Raw genomic sequence first — 22,533 nt, forward strand, 5'->3', positions numbered from 1 at the left:
TCATGAGCGCTCTCCGCACCTTGATCGTCGATGATGAAACCCTCGCCCGGTCGCGGCTGCGCACGCTGCTGGCCGACTGCAAGTCGCCGGCGGCGGAGGTTGTGGCAGAGGCCGCGCACGGCGCCGGCGCGCTGGAACAACTGGCGGACACCCGATTCGATCTCGTGCTGCTCGACATCCACATGCCCGGCATCGACGGCCTCGAGCTCGCACGCAGCCTGAGACAGCGCGCCGGTGCGCCGGCGGTGGTGTTCGTCACGGCCCATGCGGCGCATGCGGTCACCGCCTTCGAGCTGGAAGCGGTCGACTACCTGACCAAGCCGGTGCGCGCTGAACGGCTGCAGCAGGCGCTGCAGAAGGCCGAGCGCTACCTGAAGGAGCGGCGCGGCGCGGCCACCGAGGCACCGCAGGAGGTGCTGCTGATCCAGGACCGCGGGCGCACCGAGCGCGTGCCGATGTCCGAGGTGCTCTACCTCAAGTCCGAGTTCAAGTACCTCACGGTGCGCACGCCGACGCGCAGCCACATCTATGACGGCTCGCTGGCCGAATTCGAGGAGCGTTATCCGGCGCGCTTCGTGCGCGTGCACCGCAATGCGCTGGTGGCGCGCGCGGCGATCCGGGCGCTCGAGAAATACGACGACGGTGAAGATGCCGAGGGCTGGGCGCTGCGGCTCGACGGCATTCCGGAGCCGGTGGTGGTGTCGCGGCGCCAGCTGTCGGCGGTGCGCGAGGCGCTCAAGGATCCACGATGAACGACGAAGCCGAGCAGAAGAAGGAAGCCGAACAGAAGAAGGAGGCCGAGCCGCCGGCAGAGCCCCCCGCCCCCGAACCGGAGCGCGTGCTGCTGCACATGCCGGTCGACGTGCGCAGCGCCGCGCTGGTGGTGCTCGCGGTGCTGGCCGGCGTGTTCACGCTGCACTGGGCCAAGGCCGTGTTCGTTCCGCTGATGCTGAGCCTGCTGCTGACCTACGCGCTGGCGCCGCTGGTCGGCTGGCTCGAACGCTGGAAGATCTCGCGCTGGATCGGCGCGGCCCTGATCCTGCTCGGGCTCGGCGGCGGGGTGGGCTGGACCGGCTATTCGCTCTCCGGCAGCGCCTCCGAGTTGCTCGATACGCTGCCGGTCGCCGCCCAGAAGCTGCGCCTGGCCGTGCGCAGCGGCAGAAGCACCGACCCCAGCGCGCTCGACACGGTGCAGAAGGCCGCGGCGCAGCTCGAACAGGCCGCCGAGGAGAACTCGGCCAAGGTCGCAGCGCGCAAGGGCGTGGCGCGCGTGGTCATCGAGCGGCCGACCTTCAACGTGCGCGACTACCTCTGGAGCGGCACGGTGGGGCTGATCGCCGCCGTCGGGCAGCTCACGCTGGTCGCCTTCCTGACCTTCTTCGCGCTCGGCTCGGGCGACACCTTCCGCCGCAAGCTGGTGAAGATCACCGGGCCCAGCCTGCAGAAGAAAAGAATCACGGTGAACGTGCTCGACGACATCACGCAGCACATCGAGCGCTACCTGCTGGTGCAGATCCTCACCAGCGCCGTGGTCGGCGTCGCCACCGGCCTCGCGTTCTGGGCCCTCGGCGTCGACAACGCCGCGGTGTGGGGCATCGTCGCGGGAGTGACCAATCTCATCCCCTACCTCGGCTCGGTCATCGTGATGGCGGCGGCGGGCCTGGTGGCCTTTCTCCAGTTCAATAGCATCCAGATGGCGCTCGTGGTCGGCGGCGTCTCGCTCCTGATGCACACGCTGGTGGGCAACCTGCTGGTGCCCTGGCTCACCAGCCGCACCAGCCGCATGAACCCGGTGGCTGTGTTCGTCGGCGTGATCTTCTGGGGCTGGCTCTGGGGCATCTGGGGCCTACTGCTCGGCATCCCGATCATGATGGTCGTGAAGGCCATCTGCGACCGGGTGGAAGACCTACAGCCGATCGGCGAGCTGCTCGGGGATTAGGCGCGGCCGGGCGCGCTTTTTGCGCCGATGCGCGTCTGCAGGAAGTCCAGCAGCGCGCGCAGCGCCGCGCTGTTGTGGCGCCGCTGCAGGTAGGCGGCCGAGAGCCACATGTCGTTGCGCACGAAGTCCTGCAGCACCGGCACCAGTTCGCCGTGGTCGATGTGCGGCTGCACCAGCAGGGCAGGCAGGTAGAGCACGCCGAAACCCAGCAGCGCGACCTGGATCAGCGGCCCGCCCTCGGTCGAATCCATGCGGCTCTTGACCGGCACGTCCAGCGGCCGGCCGTCGACCTCGAAGCGCCACCGCGGATGCGGGCCGAGCTTCGAGTGGGTCAGCGCCTCGTGCTGCGACAGATCGGCCGGCCGGGTCGGCATGCCGTGGTTCTTCCAGTAGCGCGGCGAGGCGCACACCACCAGCTTCACGGGCGTGAGCTTGCGCACGATGAGGTTGTCGTCCGCGATCGGTCCGAAGCGCAGCGCCAGGTCGATCGCCTCCTCGGCCATGTCGACCGTGCGATTGCTCAGGTGCAGGCTGAGGCTCACCTCGGGGTAGTAGCCCATGAACTGGGCCAGCAGCTTGGGCAGGTCGCCCTGTCCCATGCCGTGCGGCGCCGAGATGCGCAAGCGGCCCGTGGGCCGGCTCGCATGCTCCTGCAGCTCGGCCTGGGTGAGCTCCACCATCTCCATCACCGGCTTGCTGCGCTCGAGCAGCAGCGCACCGGCATCGGTCAGGCTCACCGAGCGGGTCGAACGGTTGAGCAGGCGCACGCCGAAGCGGGTTTCGAGTTCGGCCACGTATTTGCTGACCGTCGCCTTGGACATGTCGAGCTTGCTGGCGGCTCGGGAGAAGCTGCCGTGGGCGGCGACTTCGCGAAAGGTCTTGATGAGATCGAGGCTGTCCATGGCAGGCGCCAATTGTGCTGCGCCTTGGTTTTTTCAGCCGACGCGCAGCACAGCCTTGTCGGGCAGCGTGCGCCAGATGGTCCATTCGCCTCGGGCGATGTGGTGCGTGGGCACCGCCGCCGTGGTGGCGTCGCCGTACTGCACGATCAGTTCCCGGCCCTTGAGCCGCAGCGTGATCTCGAAGCCCGGCCAGTGCGCCGGCACGCGCGGCGTGAGCGAGAGCCGGTCGCCGTGCACCGCCAGGCCCAGCAGGGTTTCGACGGCGGCGCGGTGCAGCCATGCGGCCGAGCCGGTGTACCAGCTCCAGCCGCCGCGGCCGACGTAGGGCGCGGCGCCGTAGATGTCGCCGGCCATCACGTAGGGCTCGAGCTCGTAGGCGGGGCCGCGCTCGGGATGGCGCGCGCGGTGCGCCGGGCTCAGGCCCTCGAAGCTGTGCCATGCGGCTTCGGTGTCGCCGGTGAGCGCCTGTGCCATCAGCGCCCACACCGCGGCATGCGAATACTGGCCGCCGTTCTCGCGCACGCCCGGCGGGTAGGCCTGGATGTAGCCCGGGTTGTTGGGCGAATGCGCCAGCGGCGGATGCAGCAGCTGCAGCAGGCCGGCGGGCTCGTCGTGCAGATGGGCCTTCATCGATGCGAGGGCCTGCGTGGCGTGGTTCGTGTCCGAGGCGCCCGAGAGCACCGACCAGGCCTGCGCGATCAGGTCGATGCGGCACTCCTCGTTAAGCGCCGAGCCGAGCGGCGCGCCGTTGTCGAAGAAGGCGCGCCGGAACCAGGCGCCGTCCCAGCCGGCGCCGTGCAGGGCGGCGATCCAGCCTTTGCGCGCGGCCTGCCAACGCTCCCCGCGTGCCTTCTCGCCGCGCGCCTCGGCAAAAGGCGCGTAGCGCTCGACCACGCTGCACAGGAACCAGGCGAGCCAGACCGATTCGCCGCGGCCTTCGTGGCCGACGCGGTTCATGCCGTCGTTCCAGTCGCCGGTGCCCATCAGCGGCAGGCCGTGGACGCCGGTCGCGAGGCTGCGGTCGATCGCGCGCGCGCCGTGTTCGTAGACGGTAGCCGTGTGGCTGCTGGTCTGCGGTGCGTAGTAGGCGTCCTCGGCGCCGTCGGGGATCCCGGGGCCGTCGATGAAAGGCACGACTTCGTCGAGCACCGAGCGGTCGGCCGTGACTTCGACGTAATGCGAGGCGGCGTAAGGCAGCCACAGCAGGTCGTCGGAGAAATGCGTGCGCACGCCGGCGCCGCCGGGCATGTGCCACCAGTGCTGCACGTCGCCCTCGGGAAACTGGCGCGCCGCGTTGACCAGGATCTGCTCGCGCAGGCGCGCCGGATCGGTCAGCGCGAAAGCCATCGCGTCCTGCAGCTGGTCGCGGAAGCCGAAGGCGCCGCCGGCCTGGTAGAAGCCGGCCTTCGACCAGAGTCGGCACACCAGCGTCTGGTAGATGAGCCAGCGGTTGACCAGCGCATCGAACAGCGGATCGGGCGTGCGCACCTGCAGGCGGCCGAGCAGCTCGTCCCAGAAGCCGCGTGCCGCGGCCAGCGCCTCGGGCACGTCGCGCTGTTGCCAGCGGCGCGCCATCTGCATCGCAGCCTCGGGGTTGTCGGCCTGGCCCAGCATGAAGGTGAAGCTCGCACTCGCGCCGGCGGCGAGCGGGAAGTCGCCGGCCACCGCGGCGCAGGCATCGAGGCCGCTGCCGGCACGCTGGGCCAGCGTGTCGGGCACTTCGACCGCACCGTGCCCGGCGAAGAATTCGCTGCGCTCGCAGGTCCACTGGGTCGCGCCGTTCAAGCCGGCGAGCGCCACGAAGCCGGTGCTGCCGCCGAAGCCGGTGCTCGACTCGCGCTGCTGGCCGAACACCGCGGGCAGGTCCTCGGGCTTCCAGGTGTGGACGGTGCGGCGCTCGCCGCGCGCCGCGCCCTGCTGCCACTCGACCATCGCAAGCGCGCGCAGGCGGCGCGGGCGGGTGCCCTCGTTGCGCACCTTGACGAGCACCAGCTTCATGCGTTCGTCGCGGTCGGCGAAGAAGGTGGTCTCCAGCGCGACGTTGCGGTGCAGGCATTCGAACACCGTGTAGCCCTGGCCGTGGCGCACGCGGTGCTTGGCGGCAGCGCCGCCGCGGCTGGCCGGCGTGAGCGGCAACAGCTCGCGCGAATCGAGGTCCTGCAGCAGGTAGTGCTCGAAGGCCGGGTCCTGCACCGGGTCGTTCGACCAGGGCGTGAGCTGGTGCAGGCGGCTGTTGACAGCCCAGGTGTAGCCGGTGCCCGATTCGGAAATCTGGAAGCCGAAGGAGGGGTTGGCGATCACGTTGATCCAGGGCCGCGCCGTGCGCCGGTTGGGATCGACCTCGAAACGGAACTCGCCGCTTTCGGCATCGAAGCCGCCCCGCGGCGCCGTCACCGCATCGGCGAGCTCGGCCGCAGGCGGCAGCAGCGAGAGCTGGACGCGCGGGCCGAGATCTTCCGCCGCCGGGCCGCCCGAGGTCGCTTCGCGCAGCGCCGCCACCTGCATCTCGAGCGAGCGTCCGTCGGCGGTGAAGACCGCGCGCGCCAGGCTCGACAGCGCCGCTTTTTCCGAGGGCGCCACTTCGTGGTCGCGCAGCAGGTAGAAGCCGGCCGCGTCGTTGCGCGGAAAGCTGTTCTGCGTCTGCTGCGCGACGCGGCTGCGCAGCGCCTCGATCTCCCGCTGCAGCGGCATCAGGTAGGAATTGGGCTCGCCGTTGAGCACCACCAGGTCGCAGGCCACGCCGCCGAAGCCCCACCAGGGCTGGGCGCGCAGCAGCGTGTCGACCAGGCCCTTGCCGGCGATCGAGTGGATGTAGACCAGCACGATCGGCTTGTCGCCCGAGATGCCGAAGCGCCAGATCTGGCGCAGGTCGATGAGGCCGCGGTCGCGCATCGGGCGCGGCGTGGTGTACGTCAGGATGGTCGTGAGGTCCTGCAGCGCCTGGTTCTTCGCCGGGTCGATGCTGAGGTCGCGCAGGCGCACCTGCGCCAGCGTGGCGGCCATGCGCGTCGCGCGCTCGACGTGCATCGGCTGCAGGTAGCGGTCGATGCTGGGCATCAGGGCTTCCACGTCCTCGTCGGCCGCGGTGGCGAAGGTCACGCGTGCCGTACCGCCCGGCGGGATCTCGAGGCGCACGCGCAGGCAGGCGATGGGATCCAGCCCGCTGACCGGCGTACCGTCGGGCGCTGCCGATTGCGGATCGAGGGTCGGCGTCGCGAGCGTGCGGTTGCGCCCGATGAAGGCGCGCCGGTCGGTCATGCAGTCGACCGACAGCACCTGCGCATCGACCGAGGCCACGAAGTGCGCAGCGGCCACCACCGGGTCGCCGTGCAGGCGCGGCTTGCGCGTCAGCAGCAGCGCGCGCCAGCCGGGCTCCCAGCGGCTCTCGACGAAGAGGTTGGCGAAGGACGGGTGCGCCTCGTCGGCCTTGGGGTCGGAGAGCACCGGTTCGAAGTACGAGACGAGCTCCAGCGTGCGCGTCTCGCTGCCGGTGTTGTGCAGCGCGACCGTGCGCAGCTCCGTGTCGTCTTCGGGGCTGATCAGCACCGTGGTGCGCGCCTGCAGGCCGGGCCCGCTGGCATCGAACTGCACCTGGTCGGCCAGGAAGCGCGCGCGGTAGCGCCACTCTTCGCCGGGCGCGGGCAGGGCGGTCAGCGAGGTGAGCGTCGGGCTGCCGATGTCCCGCACATAGAAGAAGGTGCCGTAGCCGTCGCGCAGCGGATCGTCGCGCCAGCGGCTCACGTTGAACGAACGCCAGCGGCTCACGCCCGCGCCGTTGGCGCGCAGCGCCACGGTGTAGTGGCCGTTCGACAGCAGGTGGGTGGGCTGGAAGCCGGGCTCGTGAGGATCGACCACGCGCGGCTGGAAGATCGGCGGCGCCTCGCCGGTGCTCGGCTCGGGCGGCATGCGCGGATCGGCGCTGCCGATGATCTGCCGCGGCGTGCGCTCGTGCAGCAGCGACTCGTGCGCCCGCACCAGCGGCGCGCTGCCGAACCAGCGGCGCGGCGCGCCGTCGCACACGACGTTGCACAGTGCCACCAGCGCCATGCCGTGGTGGTGGGCCATGACGTTGTGCACCACGGTGAAAGGCTGGCCCGCGGGCTGGCGTGAGGCGGTGAAGTCGATCGCGTCGAAGAAGCCGAACTCGCCGCGCCCACCGAGCGATTCGAGCAGCCGCAGGTTGACCACCGCATCGGCCGGCGCGAGCACGGCGGCCATCATGGTGGCGTAGGGCGCGACCACGCGGTCGGTGGGCGGCGTGCGGCGCAGCGCCAGCCGCGGCACGCCGAAGGGCGAGTACTGGAAGGCGAGCGAATGGTCCTGCGCGAAGTAGGCCGACTCCGAGACGCCCCATGGCAGGTTCTGCATGTTGCCGAAGGCCTGCTGCTCGCTGACCGCCGCGAGGTTGGCCACCTGCAGCAGGCCGCCCACCGGCTCTGCCATCACCAGCGTGGGCATCAGGTACTCGAACATCGAGCCCGACCAGGACTTGAGCCCGGGCCGTACGCCGACCGAGAGAAAAGGCCGCCCGAGCGCCATCCAGTGGCGCCGCGGCACGTCGCCCTTGGCGATGGCGAGGAAGCTCAGCAGCCGCGCTTCGGAGGCGAGCAGGTCGTAGTAGCTCGCATCGAGCTCGTTCTCCTCGACCCTGAGGCCGATGTGGAACAGGTGGCGCTTGGCGTCGTAGAGCCCGCGGAAATCCATGCCCGCGCACAAGGCCTCGCAGCGCAGGGCGAGGGCTTCGAGTTGCGCGCCGGCGCCGCTGCCGTCGGCCGCGAAGCTGCGGCAGGCCTGGGCCACGGCCAGCAGGTGGCCTGCAAGGTTGCCGCTGTCGACGCTGGACACGTAGGCCGGCAGCAGCAGCTCGAGCGAGCGCGTGTCGTACCAGTTGTAGAGATGGCCCTGGTGCTTGTCCATGCGGTCGATGGTGTCGAAGGTCGCCTGCAGCCGGGCGACGAGCGCCGTGGTGTCGAGCCAGCCGAACTCGCGTGCGCAGCAGCTGGCCAGCAGGTACATGCCGATGTTGGTCGGCGAGGTGCGGTGCGCGATGGTGGGCTCGGGTTCGAACTGCAGGTTGTCGGGCGGCAGGTGGTTGTCCTCGGGCCCGACCACCTGCTCGAAGAAGCGCCAGGTGTCGCGCGCCAGCGTTTCGAGGTAGTTGCGGTGCTCGGCGGCCAGCGTGTCTTCGTTGCCCACCGGTACGCGGCTGCCCCACCAGGCCGCGACCGGGGCCAGCGCCCACAGCCCGAACACCAGCATGCCCAGCCACGGATGCGGGCTCCAGAACGCGGCCGCGGCGAGTGCGATGCAGACCAGGCTCGCGATCGCCCCGTTGCGCAGAAAGGGCGCCAGCTGGTAGCTGGCCTGCGCCTGGGCCTGGGCCGCAGTGGTCCATTCGAGCAGGTGCCGGCGGCTCACCGCCAGGCGCCATGCGGCGCGCACCATGGCATCGAGCAAGAGGCGGCTCTGCGCGGCCAGCTGGACGAACTGCCAGGCCGCGCCGGCTATGGCGCGCAGCAGCTCGGTGGAACCGACGTCGAAGAAGTGGCGCAGCTCGATCGAGCGCCGCGTCGGCACCAGGCCCGCCAGTGCGCCGAGCATGGGGCCCAGCATCAGCGCCGCCGCGACGGCCGCGAGCGCCCAGGGCAGCGGGAACGCATCGGTGAAGACGACCCACGCGAGCAGCGCGGTCGATGCCGGCACCACCAGCGCACGGCGCAGGTTGTCGCTCATCTTCCAGAGGCCCAGCGCATCGATGCCGAAGCGCGGCGCGCGCAGCATCAGAGGCAGCAGTTGCCAGTCGCCGCGCGTCCAGCGGTGCACGCGCGAGGCCGCCACGCCGGTGTGATGCGGATGGTCTTCGATCAGCACCAGGTCGCTCACCACGCCGCAGCGCGCCACCGCGCCTTCGAGCAGGTCGTGGCTCAGTACCGCGCCGTCCGGCAGGCGCCGGTCCAGCGTCGCATGGACCGCGCGCACGTTGAGCAGACCCTTGCCGGTGAAGGAGCCGCTGCCGAACACGTCCTGGTAGAGGTCGGAGGCGCTGCTGCTGTACGGGTCGAGCCCGCACTGGCCGGCGAACAACCAGTGGAAGAAGGAACGTTCGTTGCGCTCCGGGAAGGGCGTGACGATGCGCGGCTGGAAGATGCCGAAGCCCCTCACCACGCGGTGGCTGGCCATGTCGAGCTGCGGCGCATTGAGCGGATGGGCTGCCACCGCGACCAGCTCGCGCAGCGCGCCGGGCGGCAGGCCGGTGTCGCTGTCGAGCGTCAGCACGTAGGGGATGCGCTCGGCCAGCTGCAGGCCGGGCGCCAGCGGCAGGAAGCCGCTGTCCTCGCCCGCGGCCAGGAGGCGCAGCAGCATCTCGAGCTTGCCGCGCTTGCGCTCCCAGCCCATCCAGCGCCGCTCGGTCTCGCACCAGCTGCGCGGGCGGTGCAGCAGCAGGAAGCGCGGCACCGTCCCTGGCGGCGCGGGATAGCGGTCGTTGAGCGCGGCGATGCGCCGCAGCGCGTCGTCGAGCAGGGTGGCATCACCGGGCAGCGAGGGTTCGACGGCATCGGCCCAGTCCGTCAGCAGCGCGAACTGCGCCTGCGCTTCGCGGTTGGCGAGCCAATGCAATTCGAGCCGGTGCGCGAGCTGGACATTGGCCGCTTCCGAACTCAGCAGCGCCGGAATGGCAACCAGCACCCGGTGCACCTCGGGAATGCCGTGCGCGAAATCGAGCCGGGGCAGCGGCTGGACGCGGGTCGATTCGGCCATGATGCGGTGCACCAGCGCGATGACCGCTTCGGACAGGGGCCAGGCGAGCAGCACGAGCGCGACCAGCGCCTGCCAGGGCGCATCGGGCCAGCCGCTGCGGTTCAGGCCCTGGACCGCCGCCGCCAGCAGCAGCGCGGTGCCGGCCAGCACGGCCAGCACGTAGAGCGTCGGGCGCCAGGCGCGCAGCGCGCTCAGGCGCGGCGCGATGCGCGCTGCGCCCGTGCCGTCCGCCGGCGCCAGCGCGATGCTCAGCGCCGGAAGCCCCTGTCCGAAGAGGTAGTAGCCGGCGGTGCATTCGGCCCGTGACCAGCGGGTCTCGGCATCCCCGTCCTCGGGTGGATCGCAGGCTGCATCGAAAGCGAGACGCACCACTGCTTGCGCGACTTCGCGCTCAGGCCGGCGGCTGGTGCGTGCCACCTGCTCCATTGCATGGGTGATCTGCTGGCGCGTGAGCTCGCTTTCGCGCGTGAAGCTGGGCAGTTCGCGCAGCACGCGCAGCGAGCGGCTCACCGGCTCGATCAGGTCGGCCCACTCGACCTGGCCGATCATGCGCAGCGTGGTGATGATGTTGCCGACCGTGAGGTTGGCGGCGGCCTGCATCGTCTGCGCCTCGCTGACCAATGCCGGGCCGTTCGGGCAATGCTGCTCGGTCCACTTCAGGAGCGCGGGCGCATCCTCGCCATGCTCGACCGGCAACTGCAGCCACAGCTGGGTGAGAAAGCGTTCCTGCATGCCGCGGCTTTGCAGCGCGCGGTAGAGCACGTCCAGGTCCTGCGCGGAGAGCCTGTCGGCGGCGTCCCAGGCCGCATGCGCGACCTCGCGCGCCACCTTGCTTTCGGCAATGCCCTCGGCCACACGCCGCAGGTTCTCGAGCAGCACCACGCGCAGCGTGGTCGGCAGCGCCCACAGTTCGCCGAGCGTGAGCTCGTCGATGTCCTGGTAGGCATTGAGGAAGGCGGTGAACAGCTCCTGGTTCAACACGCTGTCGGTATGCGCCACGTAGGCCCAGGCGATGCCGTAGACGCGCGGCAAGCCCGCGAGCGGCGGCGCCGCGAGCTTGGGCAGGCGCGCGTAGTAGCTGCGCGGCACGCCCTCGCGAATCTGCTGCAGCTGCGCCTCGACCAGGTGGAAGTTGTCGAGCAGCCATTCGGCCGCCGGCGTGACGTAGCGTCCGCTCTGCGAGATCAGGGCGATGTAGTCGAAGGCGCTGCGCAGCGATTCGAGGTTGCGATCGACGCGCGGAAAAAAAGGCGTGGCGTCACCGCGGGAGTCCTCGCTGCGCACGACCTGCGCCCGGGCCAGGCTGTGGCCGTGCTGCTCGAAGCGCTGCGCGCCGAACAACTCGGCGCGGATCGGCGGCTCGACCGCTTCGTAGGGCCCGAGAAGAAGATTGCGCGCGTACTGGCTGAGGGAGTCGAGCCGGTCGACGACCGCCGCAGCGCTCAAGCGACCGCGTACAGCCCGATGAGGAGAACCACGGCCAGGCAGGCCATCGTCACGATGCGGCCGGCGGCGGCCGAGCGCATGCGCTGCAATCTGCTCTTCACCGTGAACCAACGCCCCTGTGCGCGCGCGCAATGTCGCATGTGCGATGCCAGCGCGTCGAAGTCGCCGCTCACAAAGTCGACCTTGGCATGGGTGAGGGAGTGCGGGGAAGACATGGCGAAGATTCCTGTGAACGAGCCTTGAGCTGCCGCGCGATTGCGAGAACTTTGAACGTGGGGGACAGGGTACTCTTCCTTCAAAGCCCCTAATTTCTGCTTCGCCGGATGTTCACGTAGGAGGCGGCGCACATGGCGCGTTTTCGCCGTCTCCTAACCGGTCTAGCCGGTATTTCGCAGCCCCGCCGCCACCCCGTTGATCGACATGTGGATGCCGCGTTGCAGCCGCTCGTCGTCCTGTCCCGCGCGCCAGCGGCGCATCAGCTCGACCTGCAGGTGGTGCAGCGGATCGATGTAGGGGAAGCGGTGGCGAATCGAACGCTGCATGTCGACGTTGCCTTCGAGCCGCTGCTTCGCGCCGGTGATCAGCGTCAGTGCGTCGGAAGTACGGTGCCATTCGGCATCGATCATCGAGAACACCTTCTGGCGCAGCTTGCGGTCGGCCACCAGTTCCGAATAACGCGAGGCCAGGGCTAGGTCGCTCTTGGCGAGCACCATGTCCATGTTCGACAGCAGCGTGCTGAAGAAGGGCCACTGCGCGACCATGCGCTGCAGGAGCGCCTGCCGCTCCTTGCGCGCCGCGGCGCTGCCCGCGGCCGCGAGGAACTGCTCGATCGCCGAACCGAAGCCGTACCAGCCCGGCAGCGTGAGCCGGCACTGGCCCCAGCTGAAGCTCCAGGGCACGGCGCGCAGGTCTTCGATTTTTCGGCTGGGGTTGCGCGAAGCGGGGCGCGAGCCGATGTTGAGCTCGGAGATCTCGCGGATCGGCGTGGCGCTGAAGAAGTAGTCGCCGAAGCCGGGTGTCTCGTAGACCAGTTCGCGATACGCCGCCATGCTGGCCGCCGAGAGCTCGCCGGCAGCCGCCAGAAAGCTTGCGGGCGCGGCCTTGGCGGAGGGCAGCAGGGTGGCTTCCAGCGTGGCCGCGACCAGGGTTTCGAGGTTGCGCCGGCCGATCTCGCGGTTGGCGTACTTGGAGCCGATCACCTCGCCCTGTTCGGTCAGGCGGATCTGGCCGCGCACCGTGCCGGGCGGCTGCGCGAGGATGGCCTGGTAGCTCGGTCCGCCGCCGCGTCCCACCGTGCCGCCGCGGCCGTGGAACATGCGCAGGCGGATGGAGGTCTTCGATTTCTTGTTGAGCTCATCGAACAACGCCACAAGCGCGGTGCCCGCGCGATAAAGCTCCCAGTTGCTGGTGAAGATGCCGCCGTCCTTGTTGCTGTCGCTGTAGCCGAGCATCACGTCCTGCTCGGCGCCCGAGCGCTGCACCAGCGCCTGGATGCCAGGCAGGGCGTAGAAGGCGCGCACGATCGGCGCCGCGTTGCGCAGGTCTTCGATGGTTTCGAACAAGGGCACCACGATCAGGTCGCAGGTGGCGTTCTCTTCCAGCGTGCCGCGCAGCAGGCCCACTTCCTTCTGCAGCAGCAGCGCCTCCAGCAGGTCGCTGACGGTCTCGGTGTGGCTGATGATGTAGTGGCGGATGGCGGCCGCGCCGTAGCGCGCGCGGGCCTTGCGGGCGGCGGCGAAGATTGCGATCTCGCTTTGCGCCAGCGGCGAGTACTCGGCATCGGGCACGCGCAGCGGGCGGGCATCGTCAAGCAGGCGCAGCAGCAGCGTCTGCTTGGCCTCCTCGGCCAGCGCGGCGTAGCCGGGCTCGATGCGCGCGGTGGCGAGCAGTTCGGCCACCACGGCCTCGTGCTTGTCGGAGCTCTGCCTGAGGTCGACCGTCGCGAGATGGAAACCGAACACCTCGACCGCGCGGATCAGCGGGCGCAGGCGCTGCGCGACCAGCACGGAGCCGTGCTTGTCGGTGAGCGAGTCTTCGATGGTGCGCAGGTCGGCCAGGAATTCTTCGGCCTGCGTGTAGGGGTTCTGCGGCGCGACCGCATGGCGCGCGGCCTCGCCGCCGGTGAGCTCGCGCAGCGTGGCCGCCAGCCGCGAATAGACGCCGGTCAGCGCGCGGCGGTAGGGCTCGTCGACGCGGTGCTCGCTCTTGTCGGGCGAGCGCTCGGCCAGCGCCTGCATCTCGACCGACACATCGACCAGCGTGGCCGACAACGACAGCTCGCCGCCGAGGAAGTGCACCTCGGTCAGGTAGTGGCGCAGCGCCAGTTCGGCCTGGCGGCGCAGCGCGTACTCGAGGGTTTCGGCCGTGACGTTGGGATTGCCGTCGCGGTCGCCGCCGATCCACTGGCCCATGCGCAGAAAGGGCGCGATGGCGCCCTGGCCCAGCGCCGCTTCGAGCTCGGCATAGACGCGTGGGATCTCGCGCAGAAAGGTGGCCTCGTAGTAGCTCAGCGCGTTCTCGATCTCGTCGGCCACGGTGAGCTTGGAGAAGCGCAGCAGCCGCGTCTGCCAGAGCTGGGTGACGCGCGTGCGCATCTGGCTTTCGTTCTCGGCGTACTCGCGCGGCGTCAGCGTGTCCTTCTTTCCCGCGAAGGCATGCTGGTGCAGCTTGATCTCGTCGCGTGCCGTGAGCAGCTGCGCGATGGCGCGCTCGGCGTCGAGGATGCTCTTGCGCTGCACCTCGGTCGGATGGGCAGTGAGCACCGGCGACACGTAGCTGTGGGCGAGCGACTCGACCACAGCCTTCGGCGCGATGCCCGCCTTGCGGATGCGTGCCAGCGCGACCTCGAGGCTGCCCTCGGCGTTCTCGCCGGCGCGCTCGGCCTCGGTGCGGCGCCGGATCTGGTGGCGGTCCTCGGCCAGGTTCGCCAAGTGGCTGAAGTAGGTGAAGGCGCGGATCACGCGCACCGTCTCGGCCGCGCTCAGGCCCTTGAGCAGGTTCTTGAGCGCGCGGTCGGCCGCATGGTCGGCATCGCGGCGGAAAGACACCGAGAGCGTGCGGATCTTCTCGACCAGCGCGTAGCTGTCTTCGCCCTCCTGCTCGCGGATCACGTCGCCGAGGATGCGGCCGAGCAGGCGGATGTCGTCGATCAGCGGCTGTTCGTCGCTGTTGCGGCGCCGGGGTGCGGAAGCGGTGGTGGGGGCTGTTTTCATTCGAAATATCTCCTCGTCGGACCCGATTGGCGCATGCGTTGTTGCGATGCAACATGCTAGCATTCCACCGATCCCCCACAGCAATGGAAATGGCCTTGAGCAACATCGTGATCGCCACGCGCGAGAGCCGGCTGGCCCTTTGGCAAGCCGAGCACGTGCAGTCCCTGCTCCAGGCCCGAGGCCATACGGTCAGCCTGCTCGGCATGACCACCCGCGGCGACCAGATCCTCGACCGCTCGCTCGCCAAGGTCGGCGGCAAGGGCCTGTTCGTGAAGGAGCTCGAGCTTGCGCTCGAGGAAGGGCGCGCCGACATCGCGGTGCACTCCCTCAAGGACGTGCCGATGGATCTGCCCGAGGGCTTCGCGCTGGCCTGCGTGCTGCCGCGCGAAGATCCGCGCGATGCGCTGGTGTCGCCGCGCTATGCCTCGCTCGATGCGCTGCCCCAGGGCGCGGTCGTCGGCACTTCCAGCCTGCGCCGCGTGGTGCTGCTGCACGCGCTGCGGCCCGACCTGCGCATCGAGCCGCTGCGCGGCAATCTCGACACGCGCCTGCGCAAGCTCGACGAAGGTCAATACGACGCCATCGTGCTCGCCGCGGCCGGACTCAAGCGGCTCGGCCTCGAGGGCCGCATCCGCGCCGTCTTCGAGCCCGATGCGATGCTGCCCGCGGCCGGGCAGGGCGCGCTCGGCATCGAGGTGCGCGCCGATCGCGCCGACTTGATCGCGCTGCTGGCGCCGCTGTCGAAGCAGAGCGACTGGCTCGCCACCACGGCCGAGCGCGCCGTCAGCCGCGCCATGGGCGGGAGTTGCTCGATGCCGCTTGCGGCCCATGCACGCTGGCAGCCCGACGGCAGCTTGCGCATCGACGCGGCCTGGGGCGACCCCGACGCGGCGGCGCCTTTGGTGAAGATTCACGCGCTGGCCGAAGCCTCAGACTTCGCGCAGGCCGATGCGCTGGGCGTGGGTGCCGCGAAACTGCTGCGCGACGCCGGCGCTCACTGATTGAGATGCCGTCCGCCCCAGTGATCGTCACGCGCCCCGCGCGCGAGGCGGCGCGCTGGGTGGGCGAATTGCGCGCCGCGGGATTGGATGCCGTTTCGCTGTCGTTGATCGTGATCGAGCCGCTCGACGATCCGGCGGAACTGCAGGCGGCACGCCAACGCTTGCCCGACTACGACGCGCTGATGTTCGTGAGCGCCGCGGCTGTCGAGCACTTTTTTCGCGCCGGCGGCGCGCTCCCCTCCGTGCTGCGCCAGCGCTTCTGGGCCACCGGGCCCGGCACCTGCGGCGCCCTGCAGGCGGCCGGCGTGCCTGCTTCGTCGATCGATGCGCCGCCCGCCGATGCCGAACAGTTCGATTCCGAAGCCCTGTGGGCGCACGTGCAGCCGCAGGTGCGTCCGGGTGCGCGCGTGCTGATCGTGCGCGGCGGCGATGCTTCGGGACAGCCGGCGGGGCGCGACTGGCTGGCGCGCGAGATCGCCGCTGCCGGCGGTGTCTGCGATACGGTGGTGGCCTATCGGCGGCTGGTTCCGTCCTGGGGTGCTGCCGAGCGGCAAGTGGCCGCCGAGGGTGCCGGCGGCCGTGCCATCTGGCTCTTCAGCAGCTCCGAAGCCATCGCCAACCTGTGCCGCGCGCTACCGGCAACGAGCTGGCGCTCGGCACGCGCGATCGCCACCCATGCCCGCATCGCCGAGGCCGCGCGGAATGCGGGTTTCGGCACGGTGCGTGTCTCTTCCCCCGGCCTGGCGGCGCTGGTCGCGTCGATAGAATCCTTCGAATGAGCGATGCCTCCGTGTTGAACGAAAGCCTGCAGGAACCCGCAGCGCGTGCGCCCCTGCCGGCCACGCTGCAGGTCACGCCCGCGGCGGCATCGGCCGTCCTCTCCAGGGTCGTGGTGGGCTTGCTGGCCGTCGTCGCGGTGGTGGCGCTGGTGATCGCTGTGGCGCTCTGGCAGAAGGTCAGCGGCATGCAGGAGCAGCTCGCGCGCCAGAGCGCCGATGCCTTGGCGCAATCCATGGAGGCCCGCACCCTGGCGCGGCAAGCACAGGAGGTGGTGCGCGACACGGCCGGGCGGCTGGCCCTGACCGAAACCCGTGTCGCCGAAGTCGCACTGCAGCGTTCGCAGCTCGAGGAGCTGATGCAGAGCCTGTCGCGTTCGCGTGACGAGAACCTGGTGGTCGACATCGAGTCGGCCGTGCGCCTGGCGCTGCAGCAGGCGCAGGTCACGGGCAACGTGCAGCCGCTGCTAGCGGCGCTCAAGGCCGGCGACCTGCGCATCGCGCGTACTGCGCAGCCGCGGCTCGCGCCTCTTCAGCGCGCGATGCAGCGTGATGCCGACCGCCTGCGCACCAGCGCCAGCGCGGACAGCGGCGAAGCGCTGCAGAAGCTCGACGAACTGATGCGCAGCGTCGACGATCTGCCGCCGCTGAATGCGGTCGCCGTGCGCGGTGCGGGCCTCAATTCGTGGCAGGCCGAGCCGGTGCCGGCCGACGCGCCCTGGTGGCAGCGCTTCCTGCTGATCGTGCGCGGCGAGGCGCGCTCGCTGCTGCGCGTGGGGCGCATCGAGCGGCCCGAAGCCGTGCTGCTCTCGCCGGACCAGACCTTCTTCCTGCGCGAGAACCTGAAGCTCCAGCTCCTCAATGCGCGTCTGGCCCTGCTGTCGCGGCAGGTCGATACGGCGCGCAACGAGTTGGCCACCGTGTCGGCTTCGCTCAACCGCTATTTCGATCCGGCCTCGCGCCGCGTCCAGGCCGCCGCCACGCTGGTGCAGCAGCTGCAGGCGCAGGTCAGAACCAGCGAGCCGCCGCGCATCGACGAAACGCTGACCGCGCTCGCGACGGCTGCTGCCGGGCGCTAGGATTAGGGCAGGCCCTAAATGCGCGCGGCACTCTGGTTTCTCGCCCTGTTCGGCATCGCGGCCGCGGTGGCACTGTTCGCCGGCAACAACCAGGGCACGGTCACCGTCTTCTGGCCGCCGTGGCGGGTCGACCTCTCCTTGAATCTCGTGCTGCTGCTCCTGCTGGCGGCCTTCGGCCTGCTTTATGTGGCGCTGCGCGGCTTGTCGGCCCTGTTCTCGCTTCCCAGGCAGGCGCGTCAGTGGCGCCTGCAGCAAAAGGAGCGCGCCCTGTACGCGGCCCTGCTCGACGCGCTGGCGCAATTGCTGGCCGGCCGCTTCTCGCGCGCGCGCAAGGCGGCGCAGGCGGCGCTCACGCAGGAAAGAACGCTGGCCGCGCTCGACGCGCGGCTGCCGCAGGCCCAGCAGGTGCGGGTGCTGTCGCACCTGCTCGCGGCCGAGAGCGCGCAGGCGCTGCAGGATCGCGCGGCGCGCGATGCGCATCTGCAGCAGGCGCTCAACGAGAGCGCCGATCGCGCAGTTCTCGCGAGTCTCGAAACGCGCGAAGGCGTGCAGCTGCGCGCCGCCCGCTGGGCGCTCGACGACCGCGATGCGCCTGCGGCGCTGGCGCGGCTTGCGGAACTACCGCAGGGCGCGCAGCGGCGCACGCTGGCCTTGCGGCTGCGGCTGAAGGCGGCGCGCCAGGACCGGCGCACCCTCGAGGCGCTCGAAACCGCGCGGCTGCTGGCCAAGCATCGCGCCTTCTCGGATTCGGCCGCGCAGAGCATCGTGCGTGGGCTGGCGACCGAATTGCTCTCGGGCGCGCACGACCCGGCCCAGCTGCTGCGCGCCTGGGGTGAGTTCGAGGCCTGGGAGCGCGAGATGCCTGAGGTCGCAATCCACGCGGCCCAGCGCATGGTGGCGCTGCGTGGCGATCTCACGCTGGCGCGCGCATGGCTGCTGCCGGTCTGGGAGCGCATGGTGGCGCAGCCCCAGAGCCTCGGCGAGTCCTTGCGCGTGAAGCTGGTGCGGGCGCTCGAAGTGGGTCTGGACTCGGTCGATGCGGAATGGCTGGCGCGCATCGAGTCGGCGCAGCGGAACAACCCGCGCGACGCCAACCTGCAGTACCTGGCCGGCATGGCCTGCATGAAGCGCCAGCTCTGGGGCAAGGCGCAACAATTGCTCACGCAAGCTGGCTTGGCGTTACAGGACCCGAACCTGCATCGGCGAGCCTGGCAGGCTCTGGCCCAGCTGGCCGAGGCTCGGGACGACGCCGATCAGGCTTCCGCCGCCTGGAAGCGCGCGGCGCAGACCGAGAACCCCTGAAATTGGGCCTATTCCGAGGCTCGGTTAGCTATCTTATTGATAGCTAACTATCAAATATCCACGGCCAATATGCAAACTTTCGCTGTCTCGGCGTTTCTGCCTACACGCGTATTTTTTCTCTGCCTAATGATCTACGCCGAGAAAGAATTTGACCTCAGCGCTGACTGATGTACAGTCGTAACTGATTGCAAAAGTATTCATTCTGGTCACGAACGCGGAGTTGGGTTTGAAACGTTTTCTATTACACACCGCTTTGTTTGCCTCGGCCGGCCTGCTGCTGCAGGCGTGCGCGCCGTTGGCACCGGGGTTCCGTTCCGCCAGCAACGACGCCGCCCAGGCCGTCTCGCCGTCGGGCTTTTCGACCTCCGAGATCGATCCGCCGCCGCCCGGTGCGATCACCTCGATCACGCCCCAGCTGATCCGGGCGCAGCGCGCTGCGGTCGGGAATTCGGTTCCGCCGGAGGTCAAGGCGCTGGTCGGCACCCCCGAGGTCTACAAGATCGGGCCGGGCGACGTGGTCGGCATCGTGGTCTACGACCACCCGGAGATCGTGTTCAGCGCGATCCCCGCCACCACGGTGGCCGATCCGGCCAGCGTGTCGCCGGCGCCCGGCTTCATCGTGTCGAACACCGGGCAGCTGAGCTTCCCCTACGTCGGTGCGCTGAAGGTCGACGGCATGACCGTCCAGGAACTGGAGAACACGCTCGTGCAGCGGCTGTCGCGGGTCTTCAAGAATCCCCAGCTCAGCGTTCGCGTCCAGGCCTTTCGCAGCAAGCGCGCCTACATCGAAGGTGAGGTCAGGCTTCCCGGCCTGATGGTGTTCACCGACATCCCGATGACGCTCGCCGAGGCGCTCAACCGTGCCGGCGGCCTGGCCCCGACGGGTGACCGTTCCGCCATCAACCTCACGCGCGACGGCAGGACCATTCCCCTCGACCTGATGGCGTTGGCAGAGGCAGGGATCGACCCGAGCCGCATCCCGCTGAAGTCGGGCGACATGGTGATGGTGCGCGGCCGCGACGAGCGCAAGGTCACGGTGATGGGTGAGGTGGGCATCCAGACCGGCGTGATGATGCGCAACGGCAGGCTCAGCCTGAACGATGCGCTGACCGAGGTCGGCGGCGTCAACCTGGGGACTGCGAATCCGCGCCAGATCTACGTGATCCGCAACGAGACCGAAGGCCAGGCGATCTTCCACCTCGATGCGCGCACGCCGACGGCGATTGCGCTTGCAGACGGCTTTGCGCTGCGTCCCAAGGACGTGGTCTATGTCGATCCGGTCCCGCTCGTGCAGTGGAACCGCGTCCTGAGCCTGATCCTTCCGACGGCCACGACCGCGACTTCTTATCGCGATCTGGGCTCGCGCGGCGGCACGACTGGGCGATAGGCAGACCGTGACCATCCGGAACGTCCTCGTCGTGTGCATCGGAAACATCTGCCGCAGCCCGATGGCCGAAGGCCTGGTGGCCGCGGCCTTGCCCGGCGTGCAGATCACTTCGGCGGGCCTCCAGGCCATGGCCGGCCAGCGCGCGGATCCGATCGCCTGCGAACTGATGGACGCGCGCGGCATCAGCCTCGAAAAACATCGGGCGCGGCAGCTCAATCTCGACATGTGCCAGCGCGCCGATCTGATCCTCGTGATGGATCGCGAGCAGCGCCGCACGGTCCAGGAACGCTACCTCTTCGCCGCCGGCAAGGTGTTTCGCCTCTGCGAGTTCGGCGACCAGGACGTGCCTGATCCGTACCGCGCGGGTCGCAGCGCTTTCGAACGGTCGCTTGCGCTCATTGAAGGCGGTGCGCAGCAGTGGGTCAAACGCATTTCAAGAGTATCCAGTTGATGAATTCCACTCTCACTCCCAAAACAAGCCCCACCTCGCAGATCATGAGCAGCGCGGACGAGGACGACCTGGACATCGGGCGTTACATCGACGTGCTGCTCTCGAACAAGTGGCTGATCGCGGCGATCACCCTCGTCGTGTTCCTGATCGGTGCCACCTACGCGTTCTTGGAGCGGCCGATCTACGAGTCCAACATGGTGGTTCAGGTCGAGGACACGGGCACCGGCGGCAAGGGCATTCTCAGCGAGGCCGGCGGCCTGATCGACGTGAAGACGCCGGCCAATGCCGAGATCGAGATCATCCGCTCGCGCATGATCGCCGGCCAGGCGGTGGAAGCGACCAAGCTCTACATTGCGGCGAGCCCGCGCTATGTGCCCTACGTCGGCGGCTGGCTGGCGCGGCGAGCCACGGGCCTTTCCGAGCCCGGTTTCCTGGGTCTCGATGGCTATGTGTCGGGAACGGAACGCATCCTGGTGTCGAAGTTCGACGTGCCGACCCACATGGAAGGCGGGCTGTTCACGGTGACGGCGAAAGCCGACAAGCAGTACACGCTCGACTATCCCGGCATGCAGCAGCTCACCGGCACCGTCGGCACGCCGCTGAAGGCCGACACCGGCAGCGGGCCGATCGAGTTGACGGTGACCGAACTCGCCGGCAAGCCGGGCGCGTTGTTCAATCTTTACCGCTACGCGATGCTGCCGACCACCATTGCGTTGCAGTCCAGCCTGATACTGACCGAGCGGGGCAAAACCTCCGGCATCATCAACGTGGCCCTGCAGGACACGGACCCGTTCAAGCTGACGCGCGTGCTAAATGCCGTGGGCGACCAGTACGTCAAGCAGAACATCGAGCGCAAGGCCGCCGAGGCGCAGAAGACGCTGGCCTTCCTCGATGTCCAGCTGCCGCAGTTCAAGAAGCAGCTGGAGGCGTCGGAAGAGGTCTACAACCGCTATCGCAACCAGAAGGGCACGGTGGCCTTCAGCGAGGAAGCGGCGCTGGTCCTGGGCCAGGCGGTCGATCGCCAGACCAAGTTGCTGGATGCCCAGCAGCGCCGGCGCGAGCTCGAGGCCCGCTTCACCTCCGCGCATCCGGCCGTGCAGACGCTCGACAGCCAGATCGCGGCGTTGAAGACCGACATGGGCGAGATCCAGGCTCGCATCAAGGGCCTGCCTGCCATCCAGCAGGAGGCGGTGCGCATGGAGCGCGACGTCAAGGTCAACACCGAGCTGTACCAGCAGCTGCTCAACAACGCGCTGCAGCTGCGCCTGGTGAAGGAAGGCAAGATCGGCAACGTCCGCGTGCTCGACGAGGCGGTGGTGCCACAGGTTCCGGTCAAGCCGAACCGCAAGGTCATCGTCGCGGCCGCGCTGGCCCTGGGCTTGTTCCTCGGCATCGTCGCCGCGTTCGTGCGCAGCTCCTTCATCGAGCAGCGCCTGCGAGACCCGCACGAGGTGGAAGCCGATACCGGCCTGCCGGTCTTCTCGACCATTCCGCTCAGTCCTGCGCAAAGTGCGATCGCGAAGCGACGCTTGAGCGGCGCCACCGGCGTCCGCTTGCTGGCGATCGAGAGTCCGGACGATCCGGCCGTGGAAAGCCTGCGCAGCCTGCGCACGGCCATGCAGTTCGCGATGCTGGAGTCGCCGAACAACCGCGTGCTGATCACCGGGCCCACCCCAGGCGTCGGCAAGAGCTTCGTGACGGCGAACTTCGCCGCCCTCATGGCCGCTGCCGGCAAGCGCACGCTCTTGATCGACGCCGACCTGCGGCGCGGCCACACGCACCAGTACTTCGGCTTGCAGCGCCACGGCGGGCTCTCGGAGCTGATCGCAGGCAGCTTGACGGTGCAGCAGACCGTGCACCGCCAGGTGGTTCCCAACCTGGACTTCCTGGCCACGGGCCAATTGCCTCCTAACCCGTCGGAACTGCTGGTGTCGGACTCGTTCAAGACGGCGCTCGAGCGCCTGTCCGAGCAGTACGACCTGGTCGTCATCGACACGCCGCCGGTGCTGGTCGCCGCCGACACCTCCACGGTCGCGACGCATGCAGGCACGGTGTTGCTGGTGGCGCGCGCCGACCAGTCCACCATGGGCGAACTCAAGGAAAGCACGCGCCGTCTGGCGATGGGTGGCAAGGCTGCCACCGGCGTGCTGCTCAATGCGATGGATGTCGGCCGTCGGGCCTATGCCCCGTACAAGTACGGCCGCTACCGCTACACCAACTACAACTACGAGAGCATCCTGCCCGAAGAGCAGTGACGGAAGGCGCCGGGCGGCTGCCCG

At 69.4% G+C, this 22,533-nt stretch carries 13 protein-coding genes; 9 read left to right on the forward strand and 4 right to left on the reverse strand.

Annotated elements, in window-relative coordinates; translation table 11 throughout:
* Positions 1 to 2 precede the first annotated feature (2 nt).
* Positions 3 to 752 (forward strand): LytR/AlgR family response regulator transcription factor, encoded by a 750-nt coding sequence (locus ACSQ9I_RS07240; protein ID WP_093106685.1) that lies wholly within the window; start codon positions 3 to 5, stop codon positions 750 to 752.
* A complete protein-coding gene (locus ACSQ9I_RS07245; RefSeq protein WP_436292579.1) occupies positions 749 to 1,939 on the forward strand; it encodes an AI-2E family transporter in 1,191 nt (396 codons plus the stop codon). Before ACSQ9I_RS07240 ends, ACSQ9I_RS07245 begins: the two co-directional genes overlap by 4 nt.
* Here ACSQ9I_RS07245 and ACSQ9I_RS07250 read toward each other — a convergent pair.
* From ACSQ9I_RS07250 to ppc, 4 genes are all read right to left on the reverse strand, one after another.
* A complete protein-coding gene (locus ACSQ9I_RS07250; RefSeq protein WP_093106679.1) occupies positions 1,936 to 2,841 on the reverse strand; it encodes a LysR family transcriptional regulator in 906 nt (301 codons plus the stop codon). The two genes, ACSQ9I_RS07245 and ACSQ9I_RS07250, sit on opposite strands and share 4 nt — an antisense overlap.
* Positions 2,842 to 2,874: 33 nt before the next feature.
* Positions 2,875 to 11,046 carry a GH36-type glycosyl hydrolase domain-containing protein gene (locus tag ACSQ9I_RS07255; protein WP_436312714.1) on the reverse strand — a complete coding sequence of 2,724 codons (8,172 nt, stop codon included), beginning with the start codon at positions 11,044 to 11,046 and terminating at the stop codon, positions 2,875 to 2,877.
* Positions 11,043 to 11,261 carry a hypothetical protein gene (locus ACSQ9I_RS07260; protein WP_093106673.1) on the reverse strand — a complete coding sequence of 73 codons (219 nt, stop codon included), beginning with the start codon at positions 11,259 to 11,261 and terminating at the stop codon, positions 11,043 to 11,045. Before ACSQ9I_RS07260 ends, ACSQ9I_RS07255 begins: the two co-directional genes overlap by 4 nt.
* 162 nt (positions 11,262 to 11,423) lie before the next feature.
* Complete coding sequence (gene ppc, locus ACSQ9I_RS07265) at positions 11,424 to 14,258, reverse strand: phosphoenolpyruvate carboxylase (RefSeq protein ID WP_093106670.1); 2,835 nt, start codon at positions 14,256 to 14,258, stop codon at positions 11,424 to 11,426.
* An 89-nt stretch (positions 14,259 to 14,347) separates the two neighbouring features.
* Here ppc and hemC point away from each other — a divergent pair, with 89 nt between their 5' ends.
* From hemC to ACSQ9I_RS07300, 7 genes are all read left to right on the forward strand, one after another.
* A complete protein-coding gene (gene hemC / locus ACSQ9I_RS07270) occupies positions 14,348 to 15,259 on the forward strand; it encodes a hydroxymethylbilane synthase (RefSeq protein ID WP_436312715.1) in 912 nt (303 codons plus the stop codon).
* Positions 15,260 to 15,264: 5 nt separating this feature from the next.
* Complete coding sequence (locus tag ACSQ9I_RS07275; protein WP_436312716.1) at positions 15,265 to 16,038, forward strand: uroporphyrinogen-III synthase; 774 nt, start codon at positions 15,265 to 15,267, stop codon at positions 16,036 to 16,038.
* Positions 16,035 to 17,114: a uroporphyrinogen-III C-methyltransferase gene (locus ACSQ9I_RS07280; protein ID WP_436312717.1), complete on the forward strand. Its 1,080-nt coding sequence runs from the start codon at positions 16,035 to 16,037 to the stop codon at positions 17,112 to 17,114. Before ACSQ9I_RS07275 ends, ACSQ9I_RS07280 begins: the two co-directional genes overlap by 4 nt.
* A gap of 18 nt (positions 17,115 to 17,132) precedes the next feature.
* Positions 17,133 to 18,416, forward strand: coding sequence for a heme biosynthesis protein HemY (locus ACSQ9I_RS07285; RefSeq protein WP_436312718.1), 1,284 nt, complete (start codon positions 17,133 to 17,135; stop codon positions 18,414 to 18,416).
* 226 nt (positions 18,417 to 18,642) lie between these two features.
* Entirely contained in the window at positions 18,643 to 19,803 is a 1,161-nt protein-coding gene (locus tag ACSQ9I_RS07290) for a polysaccharide biosynthesis/export family protein (RefSeq protein WP_436312719.1), read from the forward strand.
* Positions 19,804 to 19,834: 31 nt separating this feature from the next.
* A complete protein-coding gene (locus ACSQ9I_RS07295; RefSeq protein ID WP_436315725.1) occupies positions 19,835 to 20,254 on the forward strand; it encodes a low molecular weight protein-tyrosine-phosphatase in 420 nt (139 codons plus the stop codon).
* The gene (locus tag ACSQ9I_RS07300; RefSeq protein ID WP_093106655.1) at positions 20,254 to 22,509 is read left to right on the forward strand and encodes a polysaccharide biosynthesis tyrosine autokinase; all 2,256 of its coding nucleotides are present in this window, start codon (positions 20,254 to 20,256) and stop codon (positions 22,507 to 22,509) included. Before ACSQ9I_RS07295 ends, ACSQ9I_RS07300 begins: the two co-directional genes overlap by 1 nt.
* The last annotated feature ends 24 nt before the right edge of the window (positions 22,510 to 22,533 follow it).

The organism is Variovorax sp. LjRoot84, assembly GCF_964254305.1.
Lineage (GTDB): Bacteria > Pseudomonadota > Gammaproteobacteria > Burkholderiales > Burkholderiaceae_C > Variovorax.

What these genes read in the sequence shown, in the direction of transcription:
- ACSQ9I_RS07240 (WP_093106685.1), top strand. Translation starts at nt 3, where the DNA reads ATGAGCGCTCTCCGCACCTTGATCGTCGATGATGAAACCCTCGCCCGG.
- ACSQ9I_RS07245 (WP_436292579.1), top strand. Translation starts at nt 749, where the DNA reads ATGAACGACGAAGCCGAGCAGAAGAAGGAAGCCGAACAGAAGAAGGAG.
- ACSQ9I_RS07250 (WP_093106679.1), bottom strand. Translation starts at nt 2,841, where the DNA reads ATGGACAGCCTCGATCTCATCAAGACCTTTCGCGAAGTCGCCGCCCAC.
- ACSQ9I_RS07260 (WP_093106673.1), bottom strand. Translation starts at nt 11,261, where the DNA reads ATGTCTTCCCCGCACTCCCTCACCCATGCCAAGGTCGACTTTGTGAGC.
- ppc (WP_093106670.1), bottom strand. Translation starts at nt 14,258, where the DNA reads ATGAAAACAGCCCCCACCACCGCTTCCGCACCCCGGCGCCGCAACAGC.
- hemC (WP_436312715.1), top strand. Translation starts at nt 14,348, where the DNA reads ATGGCCTTGAGCAACATCGTGATCGCCACGCGCGAGAGCCGGCTGGCC.
- ACSQ9I_RS07275 (WP_436312716.1), top strand. Translation starts at nt 15,265, where the DNA reads ATGCCGTCCGCCCCAGTGATCGTCACGCGCCCCGCGCGCGAGGCGGCG.
- ACSQ9I_RS07280 (WP_436312717.1), top strand. Translation starts at nt 16,035, where the DNA reads ATGAGCGATGCCTCCGTGTTGAACGAAAGCCTGCAGGAACCCGCAGCG.
- ACSQ9I_RS07285 (WP_436312718.1), top strand. Translation starts at nt 17,133, where the DNA reads ATGCGCGCGGCACTCTGGTTTCTCGCCCTGTTCGGCATCGCGGCCGCG.
- ACSQ9I_RS07300 (WP_093106655.1), top strand. Translation starts at nt 20,254, where the DNA reads ATGAATTCCACTCTCACTCCCAAAACAAGCCCCACCTCGCAGATCATG.